Annotated in this window: 14 protein-coding genes; 12 read left to right on the forward strand and 2 right to left on the reverse strand. The window is 74.3% G+C overall.

All coding sequences use genetic code 11. The features are described 5' to 3' along the window. The first annotated feature begins 1 nt into the window (after position 1). From EOE48_RS18700 to EOE48_RS18755, 11 genes are all read left to right on the forward strand, one after another. On the forward strand, positions 2–931 hold the full coding sequence (locus tag EOE48_RS18700) for a hypothetical protein (protein WP_127731928.1): 930 nt from the start codon (positions 2–4) through the stop codon (positions 929–931). Continuing rightward, the gene (locus tag EOE48_RS18705) at positions 928–2100 is read left to right on the forward strand and encodes a class I SAM-dependent methyltransferase (RefSeq protein ID WP_127731930.1); all 1173 of its coding nucleotides are present in this window, start codon (positions 928–930) and stop codon (positions 2098–2100) included. Before EOE48_RS18700 ends, EOE48_RS18705 begins: the two co-directional genes overlap by 4 nt. Further along, positions 2100–3101, forward strand: a complete 1002-nt coding sequence (locus EOE48_RS18710; RefSeq protein WP_127731932.1) for a Gfo/Idh/MocA family protein — start codon at positions 2100–2102, stop codon at positions 3099–3101. Before EOE48_RS18705 ends, EOE48_RS18710 begins: the two co-directional genes overlap by 1 nt. Then, entirely contained in the window at positions 3098–4702 is a 1605-nt protein-coding gene (locus tag EOE48_RS18715; protein WP_425463676.1) for a YcaO-like family protein, read from the forward strand. Before EOE48_RS18710 ends, EOE48_RS18715 begins: the two co-directional genes overlap by 4 nt. Beyond that, entirely contained in the window at positions 4699–5523 is an 825-nt protein-coding gene (locus EOE48_RS18720; RefSeq protein WP_127731937.1) for a sugar phosphate isomerase/epimerase family protein, read from the forward strand. The genes EOE48_RS18715 and EOE48_RS18720 overlap by 4 nt, the downstream gene beginning before the upstream one ends. A 114-nt stretch (positions 5524–5637) precedes the next feature. Next, a complete protein-coding gene (locus EOE48_RS18725) occupies positions 5638–6870 on the forward strand; it encodes a glycosyltransferase family 4 protein (protein WP_127731939.1) in 1233 nt (410 codons plus the stop codon). Between the two features lie 166 nt (positions 6871–7036). Then, entirely contained in the window at positions 7037–7309 is a 273-nt protein-coding gene (locus tag EOE48_RS18730; RefSeq protein ID WP_127731941.1) for a hypothetical protein, read from the forward strand. Positions 7310–7696: 387 nt separating this feature from the next. Next, the gene (locus EOE48_RS18740; protein WP_127731943.1) at positions 7697–8455 is read left to right on the forward strand and encodes a PIG-L deacetylase family protein; all 759 of its coding nucleotides are present in this window, start codon (positions 7697–7699) and stop codon (positions 8453–8455) included. Next, complete coding sequence (locus tag EOE48_RS18745; RefSeq protein ID WP_127731945.1) at positions 8452–9087, forward strand: uracil-DNA glycosylase; 636 nt, start codon at positions 8452–8454, stop codon at positions 9085–9087. Before EOE48_RS18740 ends, EOE48_RS18745 begins: the two co-directional genes overlap by 4 nt. 315 nt (positions 9088–9402) lie before the next feature. After that, complete coding sequence (locus EOE48_RS18750) at positions 9403–10494, forward strand: lysylphosphatidylglycerol synthase domain-containing protein (protein WP_127731947.1); 1092 nt, start codon at positions 9403–9405, stop codon at positions 10492–10494. Positions 10495–10504: 10 nt separating this feature from the next. Further along, positions 10505–11833, forward strand: coding sequence for an ATP-binding protein (locus tag EOE48_RS18755; protein ID WP_425463675.1), 1329 nt, complete (start codon positions 10505–10507; stop codon positions 11831–11833). On the opposite strand, the gene EOE48_RS18760 is transcribed toward EOE48_RS18755, so the two are convergent. Together EOE48_RS18760 and EOE48_RS18765 are read right to left on the reverse strand one after the other, a co-directional pair. Beyond that, entirely contained in the window at positions 11826–13322 is a 1497-nt protein-coding gene (locus tag EOE48_RS18760; protein WP_187371470.1) for a right-handed parallel beta-helix repeat-containing protein, read from the reverse strand. The genes EOE48_RS18755 and EOE48_RS18760 overlap by 8 nt on opposite strands. A gap of 34 nt (positions 13323–13356) precedes the next feature. After that, a complete protein-coding gene (locus EOE48_RS18765; RefSeq protein WP_246154586.1) occupies positions 13357–14007 on the reverse strand; it encodes a DUF1007 family protein in 651 nt (216 codons plus the stop codon). 126 nt (positions 14008–14133) lie between these two features. On the opposite strand from EOE48_RS18765, the gene EOE48_RS18770 reads away from it, so the two are divergent. Beyond that, on the forward strand, positions 14134–16545 hold the full coding sequence (locus tag EOE48_RS18770; protein WP_127731953.1) for a heavy metal translocating P-type ATPase: 2412 nt from the start codon (positions 14134–14136) through the stop codon (positions 16543–16545). The last annotated feature ends 26 nt before the right edge of the window (positions 16546–16571 follow it).

Consider the following 16571-nt stretch of genomic DNA (forward strand, 5'->3'; position numbering starts at 1 on the left):
CATGGCGCCGGCCTCCCCGGCGGCCGGTTCGCCGGCCGCCGCGCCCGCGCCCCTGCGGGCGCTCCTGGTCGAGCTGAACGACCTCAAGCGCGTCCGGTCTGCCGGGCGCCGCGGCTCGATCGCCGAGCGGCTCTTTCTCCAGGGATGGAGCGCCCTCGTCGGCGGCGCCGACCCCGAGGACCTGGCTCTCGACATCACCGCGACGGCGCTCGCCGCCGCGCGTCTCGGCGACATCGACGCCGCCTTCCTGGCCGCCGCCGGTTTGTCGCCCGACGAGGCGGTCGGGGTGCTCCAGGCCGGCTTCGACGACGTGGCCGGGAACATCGATCCGGGCCTGGCCCGGCGCCTGCGCGATCGTCTCGCCTCTCGCGGCGAGCGGCCGGCGGGCCCGGTGCCGGGCTTCGCCGCGATGCAGGCCGAGCAGCCGCGGGCCGGCGTCACCTGCCCGGGGCGCCCGCGCATCGTGCTGGAGCCGCCGGAGAACCACGCCGAGCATTGCCTGATGGTGGCGGTCTACGGCGTGGTGCTGAGCCCGTTCTACGGCGCCGATCCCGGCACCGTGTTCGTGGCCGCGATGGCCCACCACCTCCACAACGCCCTGATGCCGGATGCCGGCTTCACCGGCGAGATGCTGCTCGGCCCGCATCTCGACGCGGTGATCGCCCGCACCGCCGCGATGGCGCTGGCCGAACTGGAGCCGGGCCTGCGCGCCACGGTCGAGAGCGCCCGGCGCATCCTGCCCGACGATGCCACCGCCGAGGGCCGCGCCTTCCACGCCGCCGACGTGGTCGACCGGGTGCTCCAGATCGCCCAGCACCTGCGCGCCGCTTCGCTCACCATGGACACGGTGCTCGGCGAGATGGCGCTGGTCCATGACGGACCGGTCAAGGGGTTCCACGACCGCGTGCTCGCCGCGATGCACCTGCCGTGATCCCGTTCGGGCTCCTCTCGCCGGTGAGCGGCACGCCGCTGCGGGCCGACACGCCCCACTCCCTGCGGGAAGGGAAGGGGGGGCGCCGCTGGCCGGTGGTCGACGGCATTCCGTATCTCCGGGTCGGACGCGACGACCTCGTGGCCGAGGTGCTCGACCACCTCGACGCCGGCGAGGCCGATCAGGCGCTCGCCCGGCTGCTCGCCGACCAGGACGAGTGGTGGACCGAGCCGGCCCCGCCGCAGGAGGCCCTGCTCGCCCTGGTGCGCGACCGCGACACCGCCACGTTGCGCGACGCCGTGCAGCGCCTCGGCTGGGGCCGCGTCGGCGACTATTTTTTGCATCGCTGGAGCGACCCGACCTACCTCGCCGGCCTCGCCCTGCTGGAGGCGCACTGGAACAGGCCGCTCTGCGCCTTCGAGTTCGCCTGCGGCATCGGCCATTACCTGCGCGAGCTGCACGGCCGCGGCGTCAAGGTCTCGGGCGCCGACGTGGTGTTCGCCAAGCTGTGGGTCGCCCGGCACTGGGTGGTGGGGGCCGAGGCGCAGCTCGTCTGCTTCGACGCGGCCTCGCCGCACTGGCCGATCGCCGCCTCGCCGGTCGACGTGGTGCTCTGCCACGACGCCTTCTACTTCCTGCCCGACAAGGCCGGCATCCTCGACTGCCTGCGCCGATGCGCCGGCGAGGAGGGCTGGCTCGCCGTCAGCCACATCCACAACAGCGACCGCCCCGGCTTCTCGGCCGGCCGTGCGGTCTCGGCGGCCGAGATCGAGGAGCTGTTTCCCGACGGGCTGGTCTACGACGACGCCGAGCTGACCCGCGCCCTGGTCGAGGCCCGCGCGCCCCTGCCGGAATCCCCGGCGGCGCTCGCCGAAGTCGAGGCGTTCTCGGTGGTGTGCGGCCCCGGCATGCGGCCGGCGCCGCGGCCCCTGGTCGACGGCCTGACCCTGCCGCCGGAGGGCACCCGCCTGCGGCTCAATCCGCTCTACCGGCCCGACCCGGCCGGCGGCTTCTCCGTCGCCTGGCCCTCGCCGCGCTACGAGGCCGAGTACGCGCCGCGCGCCACCTACCCGCTCCGCTCGCCCGGGCCTGAGACGCTCGTCGCCTCGCCCGAATCCGTCGAGCGGGCACGAACCCGCGAGTTCGTCGCCCTGCCGGAGCGCTGGTGATGGCGGCGCCGGTCGGCTGGGGCATCGTCGGCTACGGCTGGGTCGCCCGCGACTACATGGCGCCGGGCATCCGCGCCGCCGGGCACCGCCTCGTCGCGGTCTGCGATCCCGGCGCCGAACCCCGCGCCGCCGCCGAGGCCCAGGGCGCCCGGGCGCATGCCGACCTCGCCGGGCTGATCGCCGAGCCGGAGGTCGAGGCGGTCTACGTCGCGACGCCCAACCACCTCCATCGCGGCGCCGTCGAGGCGCTCGCCGCCGCCGGCAAGGCGGTGCTGTGCGAGAAGCCGATGGCCGCCTCCCTCGCCGATGCCGAGGCGATGGCGGGGGCGGTCGCCCGCACCGGCATCCTCTACGGCACCGCGTTCGACCAGCGCCACCACCCGGCCCACCGGGCGCTGCGCGACGCGATCCGCGCCGGCCGCATCGGCACCGCGACGGCGATCCGCATCGTCTATGCCTGCTGGCTCGACCGGGCCTGGACCTCGGTGCCGGGCCAACCGAACTGGCGCATCGACCCGGCCCAGGCCGGCGGCGGCGCGCTGATGGACCTCGCCCCGCACGGGCTCGACCTGATCGAGTTCCTGCTCGGCGAGCCGATCCTCGACATCGCGGCGCTCACCCAGTGCCGGGCGCAGGGCTACGCCGTCGACGACGGCGCCCAGATCATCGGCCGCACCGCGTCCGGCGTGCTGGCGAGCCTGCACGTCGCCTACAACTACCCCGACGCGCTGCCGCGGCGGCGGCTGGAGGTGTCGGGCACCGGCGGCGTGCTGGTGGCCGAGAACACCATGGGCCAGGATCCCGGCGGGCGGGCGACGTGGATCTCGGGCCGCGACGGGACCGCCGAGGACATCGCCTTCGACGGTCACGCCTCGCCGTTCCTCGAACAGGTCCGCGCCTTCGGCCGGGCCCTACGCGAGCCCGCCGAGCGCGAGGCGTGGTCGGCCGCCCGCGACCTGCACACGATGCGCCTGCTCGCCCGCGCCTACGAGGGCGCCTGACACCGACCGACTGGAAGAAGAGACCGCCCTTGGACGCCACCCCCACCTCCGCCCCGGCCCGCGCGCCGCGTCCCTACGCTCACGGTGGCCGCCGCATCGTCGAGGGCCTGCCCGCCGACCTGCCGGACGCGGTGCGGGCCTATCTCGACGTGCTGCCGCCGGGGCGGATCGTCGGCTTCCCGCTGGCGCCCCTCGACCGCACCGGCACGCCGTGCTGGTTCGTGTCGCTCTTCCTCGAAGACCCGTACTTCGTCGGCGCGATGCCGAGCGGGATCGGCTACGGCGCCACCGACGCCGAGGCGATCATCGGCAGCGTCGCCGAGATCGCCGAGAACCTGATGCCGAGCCTCGCGCTGATCCCGCGCAAGAAGGAGCGCGCCAGCTACCACGACCTCGTGCGGGTGTTCGGCGCCGGCTCGGTCGCCGACCCGCTCACCCTCGGGCTGCCGGCGGGCAGCCCGGTCGGCCGCGATACCGTGCTCGACTGGACGCCGACGATCCGCGCCCGCACCGGCGAGACGGTGCTGATGCCCCTCGACATCGCGGCGACCGACTATTTCGAGCTGTCCGAGGGCTACCAGCCCTTCACCAACCTCATCACCAACGGGCTGGGCGCCGGGCTGGACGTGGAGTTCGCCCTCGGGCACGGCCTGCTCGAACTGCTCCAGCGCGACGGCAACGGCCTGCTGTTCCGCGCCCTCGACCAGGGCGTGATGCTCGGCCTCGACGGCGTCGGCCCCGAGACCCGGGCGATGCTCGACCGGCTGGAGGCCCTCGGCATCCGCGCGATGCCGAAATTCGCCACCGACCAGTTCGGCTTCGCCAACGTCTACTGCGTCGGCTACGACCGCGACCCGTCCCGCGCCCCCGCGCCCATCGCCCTCTCGGCCTGCGGCGAGGCCTGCGACCCCGACCGCGAGCGGGCGCTGCGCAAGGCGCTGCTGGAATTCCAGGCCGCCCGCGTCCGCAAGACCTTCGGTCACGGCCCCCTCGACCTCGCCCGCGGCATCACCCCGCCGGGCTACGTCGACGCCTTCATCGAGAAGGCGCTGCCGAGCCTCGACCTGGAGGAGAGCCGGGCGCTCGCCGCGATGCTCGACTGGATCGGCGGTCCCCCCGAGGCGGTGCAGGGCTACCTCGCCGACACGGTCTATTCCGAGCGCTCCGTGAAACCGTTCGCCGAACTGCCGACCACCGCGGCGCCGGACGGGCAGGCCCGCGGCCGCCTCGCCCGCGAGCGGCTGGAGCAGGCCGGGTTCGACGTGCTCTACGTCGATGCCTCGCCGCCCGGCGGCGGGGTCGGTGTGGTCAAGGCGATCGTGCCGGGTCTCGAAGTCGAGACGATGAGCTACTACCGGATCGGCGAGCGCAACACCCGCAAGCTCCTGGAGCGCGACCACCCGCTGATCCGCTTCGGGCAGGAGAGCGAGACCCTGCGCCCGGTGCGCCTGACGCCCGAGGCGCTGGAGCGGTTCGGCCGCCAGCCCTTGTTCGACACGGCGCTGGCGGAGCGGATCGTCGGGCCGCTCTATCCGCTCTACCGCGAGCCGGAATCGCACCACGCGCCGTTCCGGCTGGAGCGGCGGGGGAGGGCGGGATGACCTTGCGCTTCGCCTACAACACCAACGGGGCGGCCAACCACCGCCTCGACGACGCCCTCGCGCTCATCGCCGAGGCCGGCTACGACGGCGTCGCGCTGACCCTCGACATCCACCACCTCGACCCGCTGGCGCCGGACTGGCACCGCGAGGCCGAGCGGGTGCGCCGCCGGCTCGACGCGCTCGGCCTCGGCTCGGTGATCGAGACCGGGGCGCGGTTCCTGCTCGACCCGCGTGCCAAGCACGAGCCGACCCTCGTCACCCCGGACGCCGCCGGCCGGGCGCGGCGCGTCGGCTTCCTCAAGCGTGCGATCGAGATCGGGGCGATCCTCGGCTCCGAGGCGGTGTCGTTCTGGGCCGGCGTGCCGCGCCCGGGCCTCGCCCTCACCGACGCCCGGGAATGGCTGCGCGACGGGTTGGTGGAGGTGGCGGCCTTCGCGGCCGAACGCGGGGTCGTCGCGGCGTTGGAGCCCGAGCCCGGCATGCTGGTCGAGACCCTCGACGACTTCGCCGCCCTCGACGTGCCGGGCCTGCGCCTCGCCCTCGATACCGGCCACTGCCTCGTGACGCAGGAGCGCGAGCCGGCCGCCGCCGTGGTCGAGTTCGCGTCGCGCCTCGGCACGGTGGCGATCGAGGACATGAAGCGGGGCGTCCACGTCCACCTGCCGTTCGGCGAGGGCGACATGGACGTGCCGGGCGTGCTCGCTGCCTTGGAGGCGGTCGGCTTTCCGAAACTCGTCTGCGTCGAGCTGTCGCGCGAGAGCCACCGGGCCGACCGGATGATCCCGGAGAGCCTGGCCTACCTGCGGGGATGCCGAGGGTAGGGAAACACCACGCCCGAACCCTCCCCCCTCTGCGGGGCACCCTCCCCCGCAGAGGGGGGAGGGTTAAGCGCGCGCTGGACTGAAAACAGGACGCAGGCCGAGGAGCCACCACGAATGAGGATCTGCTTCGTCAGCCGGCGCTACTTCCCGGCGATCTCCGGCATGAGCGTCTACGCGCAGAACCTCCTGCGCGAGCTGGTCGAGGCCGGGCACGACGTGACCATGGTCAGCCAGTACCGCGGCGACGCCTTCGGCACCCGGGTCTATGGCGGCGGGCCGCCGCCGGCGGTGCCGGGCGTGCGGGTGATCGGGCTGGAGCAGCGGGGCGAGCAGGAGGGCGGCGACTTCGAGCGCGACATCGCCACCATGGTCGAGACCATCGCGGCCGAGCATGCGAAAAAGCCCTTCGACGTGCTGCACGCCCAGTACGGCTATCCGACCGGCTGGGCGACGCTGCTCGCCTCGCGCCGCCTCGGGGTGCCGAACGTCGTCTCGATCCAGGGCGGCGACGGCCACTGGGTCGGCTCGTGCTGCGAGACCCACCGCCTCGCCATGGTGCGGGTGCTCGCCCACGCCAACGCCCTGCTGATCGGCGGGCGCTCGTTCGTCGCCGAAGTCTGCGACCGCCTCGGCGCGGATCCCGACCGCTTCACCATCGTGCCCGGCGCGGTCGACACCGCCCGGTTCACCCCGCCGGCGGGCTGGCGGCCGGGCGATGCCGCCGAGCCGGTGCGCCTGTTCTACCACGGCCGGGTCGACCGCCGGAAAGGGGTGCTCGACTTCCTGCACGCCCTGGCGCTGCTGCGCGAGCGCGGCACGCCGTTCGCCGCCATCGTCTCGGGCATCGGCCCCGACGTCGATCCGGCGAAGGCGCTGAGCACGGAACTCGGCCTCGACGACGCGGTGCGCTTCACCGGCTACGCCGAGTACGACGCCGTGCCGGGGCTCTATGCCGGCGGCGACGTGTTCGTGTCGCCGACCTACGCGGAGGGCTTCTCCAACACCATCCTGGAGGCGATGGCGGCGGGGCTGGCGGTGGTCTCGACCCATTCGGTCGGCGTCTCCGACTGCCTGCGCGACGGCGAGAACGGCCTCATGGTCCAGCCCGGCGACGTGCCGGCGCTGGCCGAGGCGCTGCACCGGATCGTCACCGACCGCCCCTTGCGCGCCCGCCTCGCTGCGGCGGCTTTGGAGGAATGCCGCCGGGTCTATTCGTGGAAGGCGGTCGGCCGGCAGATCATGGAGGTCTACGCCGCCGTCCGGGATCGCGCCCCCGACCCGGGCCTCGACCCCGACCTGCCGCACGATCCCGCCTGCCGGTTCCGAGCCGAGCCGCACCTGCTGTGAGGCCGGACCGGCGGATCGCTGCACCGATCGGGCCGATGGGAGAAGGATCTTTCCGAATCGGGGCTGCTCGCGAAAGCTTGACCCTTCGGGCGTGCAACGGGGCGGCGCCTCGGGAGTTCAACCTCGACGGGTATGTGTGTGCCCGCAACCTCGGAGTGTCGCCGTGTTGAAGAACCTGACTCTCGCCCTGACCGTCGTCGGCGGCCTGTTCGCCGCCGCCCCGCAGGCGGCCCAGGCGGCGCCGTTCTCACCCGCGCCCGCCGTCGCCGAGACGGCGCCCGGGATGCTGGCCGAGGTGCAGTACACCCGGCGCGAGCGGATGATGCACCGGCACATGATGCATCGCCGGCACATGATGCACCGTCGCCATATGATGCGGCACGACCGCATGATGCACCGCCGGCACATGATGCGGCACCACCGCCGCCACATGATGTAAAAGCGACGCGATTCGAACCCTGCCCTTCGGGTGAAAGAAGAAGCGCGGTCCTCTCCTCTCCCCGCGGGCGGGGAGAGGGCCGCCGACCCCCTGTAGGGTCGGTGGCAAGCCCGTAGGGCGAGGGTGAGGGGGAGGTGCCGGACGAGGCTCATCCGGAGACACCCCCTCACCCTCGCTCCGGCTGCGCCTACGCTCACTTCATCGACGACAAGGTCGATGAAGTCCTCTCCCCGCCCGCGGGGAGAGGAGAAAACCCCCGCCGTTTCCATCGCTGGGTACTTCCCCTGACGCCCGTGCGCTTAGAGCAGGGAGGTTTCTGGTTCCGCTGCCGGCCAAGCAGCAAGCCCACGCCCCCGCCCCGGCGGACCCAGGAGACCCTCCCCCGCCGTGCCGACCGCCCTCGCGCTCTCGCCCCATCTCGACGACGCCGCCTTCTCCTGCGGCGGCACCCTCGCCCGGCTCGCCGCCTCCGGCTGGCGGGTGGTGATGGCGACCCTGTTCACCGCCACCGTGCCGGACCCCGCCGGCTTCGCCCTGGCCTGCCAACTCGACAAGGGGCTCGGTCCCGAGGTCGACTACATGGCCCTGCGCCGGGCCGAGGACCGCGACGCCGCCGCGGCGCTCGGAACCGTCGAGGCGCTGCACCTGCCGCTGCGCGAGGCGCCCCACCGCGGCTACGCCTCGGCGCCCGAGCTTTTCGCCGGCCCGCGGCCCGACGACGGCGTGCGCGGGCCGCTCGCCGCCATCGTCGCCGACCTGCTCGCCCAGGAGACGCCGGATCTCGTCCTGGCGCCGCAGGCGGTCGGCGGCCATGTCGACCACGTCCAGCTCGTGACCGTGCTGCGGCAGGCGCCACTGGGAGCGGTGCTGTGGTGGCGCGATTTTCCCTACACGGTGCGCGACCGTCGGCCGAAGGAGCCGTTCGGTGCCGGGTTCGCCGCGCTGCCCGAACTGGCGGTCCGGCTCGACGACGGCGAGCGCGCCCGCAAGCACGCCGCCTGCGCCGCCTATGCGAGCCAGATCGGGTTCCAGTTCGGCGGGCCGGACGGGCTCGCCGTGCGGCTCGCCGCCGAGGACGGGCGCGAGGCGTTCCGCCTGTCGGGCGCGCGGCCGGAGGATCTCCCGATCCTGCGCGCGGGCGCATGACCGGTCCCGACCGGCCTGCGCCCGATCGGGCGAAGAGCCTCGCCGACCCGGCCGCCGTGGCGGCCCGCCACGCCCTCGTCGACGCCGCCCATCTCGCGCCGCTGCGCCGGCTCTCCGACAGGATCCGGGCCGAGCAGGGCGCCCCGGTGCCGGAGGCCGACCCCCTCGACGGCGGCGTCGGGGCGCGGCTGCTCCTGCTCCTCGAAACGCCCGGTCCCGCCACCGGCCGCACCGATTTCGTGTCGCGCGACAACCCGACCGGGACGGCCGCCAACCTGTTCCGCTTCCTCGGGCAGGCCGGCATCGCCCGCGCCGACACCCTGATCTGGAACGCGGTGCCGTGGGTGATCCACGCGCCCGGCGCCCGCAACCGGGCGCCGCGGGCGGGCGAGATCCGCGCCGCCCGGCCCTATCTCGGGCCGCTCCTCGACCTGATGCCGCGCCTCGCCGTGGCGGTGCTGTCGGGCCGGGTCGCCGGGGGCTTGCGGCCCGATCTCGCGGCGGCGCGGCCGGGCCTGCCGGTGATCGACGTGCCGCATCCGAGCCCGACCTACGTCTGCACCAGCCCGGCGGTGGCCGAGCGCATCGCCGCCGGGCTGGCCGAGGCGGCGGCCGTCCTGCGGGCGTCCTGAACCGCCTGTCCTCAGGCCAGACGGGTTCACCCGATTGGCCTGGGTTTGTTGCTTGGCCTCAGGCGCCGGCGGCCGCCTCCGCGGCCTTGGCTTCGCTCCGCTCTGCGTCCGCGAGGACAGTCGTCCTCCCGGACCCGCTGCGCGGGGCGCTCTTCGCGCCCGCCGGATCGACAATCGGGTTTCACCCGATTGCCATGCCTGTCCTCTGGTCCGGCTGGCCTTCCCGGCGGCAAGCGCCTAAATGGCGGTCACGGCGGGGCTCGCCCGAGTGCCGCCGGCCGCCCCCGGCGGCCAGCGGAGTCGAACGCCGGCGACATGAACTTTGCCAGACAGGATACGCGCCTCGGGGATGCCACCCCGGCGGCGGCGCCCCGGGACACCGACCCGGCCGGGCAGGATCCCGGCTCGCCGCCCTCCGCGCCCCGGCCGGCGCAGCGGCGCTGGCGCTACGCCTGGATCGGCACCGCGGCGAGCCTCGTGCTGTTCGGGGTCTCGCTCGCGGTGCTGTGGAAGCTCGTCTCCACCGTCACTTGGGCGGAGCTGACCGACGCCTTCACGGCGACCTCGCCCAAGCGGATCGGCCTTGCCATCGTGCTGGTGGCGGTGAGCTACCTGTTCCTGACCTGCTACGACGCCCTCGCGCTGCGCCAGCTCAGGATCAGGGTGCCGTACCGGACCACGGCGCTCGCCTCGTTCACCAGCTACGCGGTGAGCTTCAACCTCGGCTTCCCGCTGCTCACCGCCGGGACGATCCGCTACTGGATCTACTCCAACAAGGGGCTCAGCCCCGGGCGGATCGCGGCGCTGACCATCGTCGCCGGCTTCACCTTCTGGCTCGGCATGGGGGCGGTGCTCGGCATCAGCCTGATCCGCGACGCCGAATCCCTGGCGGGCCTGACCTATACCAGCATCGTCCTCAACCAGGCGCTCGGCGTCGCGGTCATCGCGGCGGTGCTCGGCTACCTCGTCTGGGTGACGCTCAAGCGCCGCTCGGTGCGGGTCAAGGGCTGGCGGCTCGAACTGCCGGGCCTCAGCCTGTCGCTGAGCCAGATGCTGGTCGGGGCCGGCGACGTCTGCGCGGCGGCCGGCGTGCTCTACGTGCTGCTGCCGGCCGGCCACAACCTGAACTTCGAGAGCTTCCTGGCGATCTACGTGCTCGCCGCGATGCTCGGCATCGCCAGCCACGCCCCCGGCGGCCTCGGGGTGTTCGAGGCGACGATCCTGCTCGCGCTGTCGTCGATGCCGCGGGAATCGATCCTCGGCGCCCTGCTGCTGTTCCGGGTCTGCTACTACCTCGTGCCGTTCGTGGTCGCGCTCGCCGCCCTCGGCGCCTACGAGATCGCCAAGCGGGTCCGCCTCACCCCGCGCGAGGCCTCCGACGACGACGCCGAGACCGGATCCGCCTGAGCCCCGCCCCGTGCCGCCGCTGCCCCTCGCCCCCCGGCCCGACCCGCAGGCCCGTGCCCGCTGGACGGCGTGGCGGGGCGCCGCGATCGCCGGGCTGGTCCTGTTCGCCCTCGCCGGCTGGCACGGCGGCTACGACCTCGTCCTCGCGCTGTCCTGCGCCGCCGCGGTGGTCGCCGGCGGCCTCCTCGGCGCGCCGCGCCGGGCGCCCGCCTCACCGCCGGCCGAGAGCGCCGCCGAGGCGCGCTCGGGCATCGCCGAGGCGCTGCTCGCCAACATCCCCGATCCGGTCATCCTGATCGACCGCCGCGCCCTGGTGATCGAGGCCAACGCCGCCGCCCGGGCCCTGCTGCCGACCCTGCGCCCGCGCCACCCGCTCTCCTTCGCCCTGCGCGATCCCGACGTGCTCGCCGGGATCGAGGCGGTCCTGCGCACCGGCGAGCCGCTGAAGACCGCCTACGCGCCCCGGGTGCCGACCGAGCGCAGCTTCGAGGTGCAGATCGGCGCGCTCAAGATCCCGGGCGCCGACGGGCGCGCGCCGCCCAACGTCGTGCTGTTCCTGCGCGACCTGACCTCGGCGCGGCGGCTCGAGACGATGCGGGTCGACTTCGTCGCCAATGCCAGCCACGAGCTGCGCACCCCGCTCGCGACCCTGATCGGCTTCATCGACACCCTGCTCGGCCCGGCCCGCAACGATGCGGCGGCGCGCGAGCGGTTCCTCGGCATCATGCGCAGTCAGGCGATGCGGATGACGCGGCTGATCGACGACCTGCTATCGCTGTCGCGCATCGAGCTGCGCGCCCACGTCCCGCCGACCGCGGCCGTCGACGTGGCGCCGCTGGTGCGCCAGATGGTCGACACGCTCGGCCCGCTGGCGCTGGAGCGCGGCGTCGCGATCGCGTTCGAGGCCGACGGGGCCGGGCCGCACGCGGTGCTCGGCGACCGCGACGAGATCCTGCGGGTCGCCGAGAACCTGATCGAGAACGCGGTGAAGTACGGCGGCGACGGCGGCCGGGTCGAGGTCGGCGTCCGGCGCGAGCCGGCCGGGGAGGGGCGGCCGGCCCAGATCGCCGTCGAGGTCCGCGATTCCGGTCCCGGCATCGCCCCCGAGCACCTGCCGCGCCTCACCGAGCGGTTCTACCGGGTCGACGTCACGTCGAGCCGCCAGCAGGGCGGCACCGGGCTCGGCCTCGCCATCGTCAAGCACATCCTCAACCGCCACCGCGGGCGCCTCGCCATCGAGAGCGAGCCCGGCCGGGGGGCGGCGTTCCGGGCGCTGATCCCCGCCTACGACGCCTCGCCCGGGCCGGACGCCCGGCCGCGCGGCGAGCGCGTCACTTGAACCCGGTCGACACGGCCGTCCGGTAGCCGGTGGCGGTCGCGTCGATCAGGCGGGCGTTGGCGGCGCCGGAATTGATGAAGCCGTAGAAGTAAGCGCCCGGGCGGACCCGGTTGGCGACGCGGGCCCGCTCGATCGTCACGCCGTCGGGGAACACGATCTCGGGCGATTGGCCGGAGGTCCCCTTGCTGAGGCGGATCCCGCCGACCGAGGTGCCCTCCCACGGCTGCATCGGCGCCCGGTCGAGGTCGAAGTAGCCCATCTCGGAGAGCACCGCGTCGCGGATCACCGCGTTTCGCACCGGGCCGTACACGATGATCCCGTCATAGGCGGCGCGGGTGACGGTGGGCCGCTCGACCCGCACGTCGCTGAGGCTGTAGCCGAGCTTGATCCCGAAGGCGAAGACGTCGGAGATCACCGCGTCGTTGATGGCGAGGTTGCGGATGCCGGTCCCGCCGGCCACCACGTCGATGCCTTCCCAGACCTGATCGATCCGCGGGCGGTTGAAGGTGACGTTCTCGCTCGACGAGCCGATGTCGAACCCGTCGGCCTGCCAGGGCAGGAAGCCGGTGTCGAAGAACGCGCCGCAGCGCGACACCCGGGCGTTGGTGACGACGACTTTCGTCGACCGGGTGACAAAGCCGCAGGTCACGCCCTCCTGGACGCGGACGCCGTAGAACTTGCTCTCCTTGATGGTCGTGCCGTTGGCGTACCGGAACTCGCGGACCGGGATCGAATTCCACCCGAACTGCTTCGCACGCTCGCGGGTGAGCGGCGCGTCGCCCCGGTAGGGCGCCCAGATCATGTCGTGGAGGTGGATGTCGGTGATCGTGACGTTGCGCGAGTCGACGATCATCAGGCCGTAGCCGCGCCCGTAGCCGGTGATCTCGACCCGGTCGAGGTCGATCCGCTCGGCCTGTTGCAGCCAGATCCCGGCCGAATCGCTGCGCGAGCCGATGTCGGGGTGCCGGCCGCGATCCACCGTCACGTTGACGAAGTTGATCCGGATCTGCCTGTCCGGCGCGGCCGGTCGCACCAGCAGGGTGCGGATCGACAGGCTGCGGCCGAGCGCCGCCAGTTCGGCCTGCGGCACCGCCGGGTCGCCGCAATCCACCACCGCGGCCGCATCCTCGATCGCCGGGCAGGTCTGCGTGATGGCGCGGGACGTATCGAACGGCTCGGCGATCTGGACCAGGGTCGCGTTCCTCAGGCAGACGCTCTTCTCGATGCGCAGCATGCCGTCGACGCGGTAGGACTGTCCCTCGCCGTCGAGGCAGGACTGGTCGGACACCGCGAAGGCGCGCGCCAGCGCCGCGGTGTCGTCGGCATCCGGCCGGCCGGTGGCGCCGAACTCGCGCAGGGTGCGGGTGGTCGCCGGCTCGAAGCGCGGCGGAGCCGGATCGTCCGCCGCCCGGGCCCCGGCCAGGGTGACGAGGACGAGGGCGGGCAGCGCCAGAAGCCTGAGCCGGCGGGCGGTCGGACGGGTCGTCATCGGCGGAATCTCCGTGAGAGGGAAGGCCCGGCCCTCACGGGCAGGCGACGAGGACCCGGCCGGCATAGTCGGCGGCGGTGGCGCTGGCGGCGCCGGGCCGGCTCGTCGCCACCTCGTCGGGAATCAGCTGCTCGCCCTCCTGGGCGTCCTTCGCCGGCCGGCTGACCTTCAGCACGCAGGCCGGGGCGCCGGCGAGGCGGACGGCCTCGGGGCCCGGGGCCATCGCGAACGAGACATAGAAATCCGGGTCGTCGTTGCCGAGGACCAGGGCCCGCACCGCCGCGGTCGGGGCCTGCGGCGTCAGGGTGAAGTGCAGGGTCAGGCGGCCGTCGCGGTACTCGGCCCGAGGCTCGCTCGCCGGGCCGAAGGCGACCGGGCGGCCGTTGAGCTTGACCGCGGTGAAGAACGCCGTCTCGGCCATCGCTTCGATCCGCTCCCGCGCCATCGCCGCGAGCCTGTCGGGATCGGGCACGCCGTCGCGCTTCGAATCGAGGTTGATGACCGCGAAGGCGGAATAGTCGGGGTCGAAGGTCCAGCTCTGCCGCAGGGCGGCGAGGCGGCCGCCGTCGAGCACGATCTCGGCCCTCGTCCGCACCCAGACATGCGGATGCGCCAGGGCCGGGCCGGTCCCCGCCACCAACCCCAGGACGACGGCCGCGGCCCTCGCGATGTTCGTTCTCGTCATGGCGGCGTCTCTCGCCGAGGACGGCGGCGAAACCATGTTGCCGCCGCGCGGCAGCCGTGCCCGGTGCGCCGCTGCCGCGCCGGCAGGCGGATCCCATATGATCCTGTCGAGCCAGGAGCCGTCCCGATGTCCGCCCAGCGCCTCACCCTGCCCGTCGAGGGCATGACCTGCGCCTCCTGCACCGGCCGGGTCGAGCGCGTGCTCGGCGCCCTGCCGGGGGTGAGCGGGGTCGCGGTCAACCTCGCCACCGGGCGGGCGAGCTTCGACCTCGCCCCGGACAACGATCCCGGCGCGATCGTCCAGGCGGTCGAGGAGGCCGGCTACGCCGTCCCAGAGACCGCGACCGACCTCGCCGTCGAGGGCATGACCTGCGCCTCCTGCACCGGGCGGATCGAGCGCGCCCTGCGGGCGGTGCCCGGCGTGCGCGAGGCGAGCGCCAACCTCGCCACCGGGCGGGTCACCGTGCGCCACCCGGCCGGCCTCGTCCCGGTGACCGCCCTCGAGGCGGCCGTGCGCGATGCCGGCTACGAGCCCCGGCCCGCCGCCGCGCCCGCCCGGACCGGGCCGGCGCCGTCGTCCGAGGCGGACGCCCTGCGCCACGACCTCGTGACCGCGGCCGTCCTCGCCGCCCCGGTCGTCGTCCTCGATATGGCCGGACATGTCGCCGGCCACGGCGGCTTCGGGCCGTGGAGCGCGGCCGTGCAGGCTGTGCTCGCGACCCTCGTCCTCGCCGGGCCGGGCCGGCGCTTCTTCCGCCGCGGCGTGCCGGGGCTGCTGCGCGGGCACCCGGACATGAACGCCCTGGTAGCGCTCGGCACCGGCGCGGCCTACGGCTACTCGCTGGTCGCGACCCTGGCGCCGCACTGGCTGCCGGAGGGCACCGCCCACGTCTATTTCGAGGCGTCGGTCCTCATCGTCACCCTGATCCTGCTCGGCCGATTCCTGGAGGCGCGAGCCAAGGGGCGCACCGGCGCCGCCATCGCCCGCCTCGTGTCCTTGAGTCCGCGCACGGCGCGGGTGATCCGGCCCGACGGCGAGGCCGAGGTCGAGACCGGCAGCCTGCGCCCCGGCGACCGGGTCCGCGTGCGGCCGGGCGAGCGCATCCCGGCCGACGGCCGGGTGGAGGAGGGCGAGTCGCGCCTCGACGAGAGCATGCTCACCGGCGAGCCGGTGCCGGTGCGCAAGGGCCCCGGCGACCCGGTGACCGGCGGCACCCTCAACGGCACCGGGGGCCTCACCGTCGCGGTCGAGCGGGTCGGCTCCGACACGGTCCTGGCCCAGATCGTCCGGCTGGTCGAGGCGGCGCAGGGCTCCAAGCTGCCGATCCAGGCGCTGGTCGACCGGGTGACCGGCTGGTTCGTGCCCGCCGTGATGGCGCTGTCGGCCGCGACCTTCCTGGCCTGGCTCGTCCTCGCCCCCGGTCCGTCGCTCGGCCTCGCGATCGTCAACGCCATCGCGGTGCTCATCATCGCCTGCCCCTGCGCCATGGGGCTCGCCACCCCGACCTCGATCATGGTCGGCACCGGGCGGGCCGCCGAGCGCGGCGTACTGTTCCGCAACGGTGCGGCGCTCCAGGCCCTCGACGGCATCCGGGTCGTCGCCTTCGACAAGACCGGGACGCTGACCGAGGGCCGGCCCGCCCTCACCGACCTGATCCCGGTGCCCGGCCAGGACCCGGATTCGGTGCTCGCCCTCGCCGCCGCCCTGGAGACGCGCTCCGAGCATCCCCTCGGCCGGGCGGTCGTCGCCGCGGCAGAGGCCCGCGGGCTCGCCGTGCCGGCGGTCTCGGCCGTCGAGGCGGTGCCGGGCTTCGGCCTCGCCGGGCAGGCCGGCGGCCGCGCCGTCCTGATCGGGGCCGAGCGCCTGATGGCCCGGCACGGCATCGCCACCACGGATCTCGCCCCGCAAGCCGTGCGGCTCGCCGAGGCCGGAGCCTCGCCGGTCTACGTCGCCCTCGACGGCCGTCTCGCCGCCCTGCTGGCGGTGGCCGATCCGGTCAAGCCGGGCGCCGCCGAGGCGGTGGCGGGCCTGCGTCGGCACGGCCTCGCCGTCGCCCTCGTCACCGGCGACGCGCGCCGCACCGCCGAGGGCGTCGCCCGCCGCCTCGGCATCGACCTCGTGCGGGCCGAGGTGCTGCCGGAGGGCAAGCTCGCGGCGGTCCGCGACCTGCGGGCGGCGCACGGCACGGTCGCCTTCGTCGGCGACGGCATCAACGACGCGCCGGCGCTCGCCGAGGCGGAGGTCGGGCTGGCGCTGGGCACCGGCACCGACGTGGCGGTGGAGAGCGCCGACGTGGTGCTGATGTCGGGCGACCCCGCCGGGGTCGGCACCGCGCTCGCCCTGTCGCGGGCGGTGATGCGCAACATCCGCCAGAACCTGTTCTGGGCCTTCGCCTACAACGCCGCCCTGATCCCGGTCGCGGCCGGAATCCTGCGGGTCTTCGGCGGTCCCCTGCTGTCGCCGGTCCTGGCGGCGGGCGCGATGGCGTTGTCGAGCGTGTTCGTGGTCGGCAACGCCTTGCGGCTGCGGCAGGCGTGATCCGATTCCCGGACGATGAATTCGGG

Source organism: Methylobacterium oryzihabitans (genome assembly GCF_004004555.2).
Lineage (GTDB): Bacteria > Pseudomonadota > Alphaproteobacteria > Rhizobiales > Beijerinckiaceae > Methylobacterium > Methylobacterium oryzihabitans.

What these genes read in the sequence shown, in the direction of transcription:
- EOE48_RS18745 (WP_127731945.1), top strand. Translation starts at nt 8,452, where the DNA reads ATGACCGGTCCCGACCGGCCTGCGCCCGATCGGGCGAAGAGCCTCGCC.
- EOE48_RS18770 (WP_127731953.1), top strand. Translation starts at nt 14,134, where the DNA reads ATGTCCGCCCAGCGCCTCACCCTGCCCGTCGAGGGCATGACCTGCGCC.
- EOE48_RS18710 (WP_127731932.1), top strand. Translation starts at nt 2,100, where the DNA reads ATGGCGGCGCCGGTCGGCTGGGGCATCGTCGGCTACGGCTGGGTCGCC.
- EOE48_RS18700 (WP_127731928.1), top strand. Translation starts at nt 2, where the DNA reads ATGGCGCCGGCCTCCCCGGCGGCCGGTTCGCCGGCCGCCGCGCCCGCG.
- EOE48_RS18720 (WP_127731937.1), top strand. Translation starts at nt 4,699, where the DNA reads ATGACCTTGCGCTTCGCCTACAACACCAACGGGGCGGCCAACCACCGC.
- EOE48_RS18760 (WP_187371470.1), bottom strand. Translation starts at nt 13,322, where the DNA reads ATGACGACCCGTCCGACCGCCCGCCGGCTCAGGCTTCTGGCGCTGCCC.
- EOE48_RS18750 (WP_127731947.1), top strand. Translation starts at nt 9,403, where the DNA reads ATGAACTTTGCCAGACAGGATACGCGCCTCGGGGATGCCACCCCGGCG.
- EOE48_RS18765 (WP_246154586.1), bottom strand. Translation starts at nt 14,007, where the DNA reads ATGACGAGAACGAACATCGCGAGGGCCGCGGCCGTCGTCCTGGGGTTG.
- EOE48_RS18725 (WP_127731939.1), top strand. Translation starts at nt 5,638, where the DNA reads ATGAGGATCTGCTTCGTCAGCCGGCGCTACTTCCCGGCGATCTCCGGC.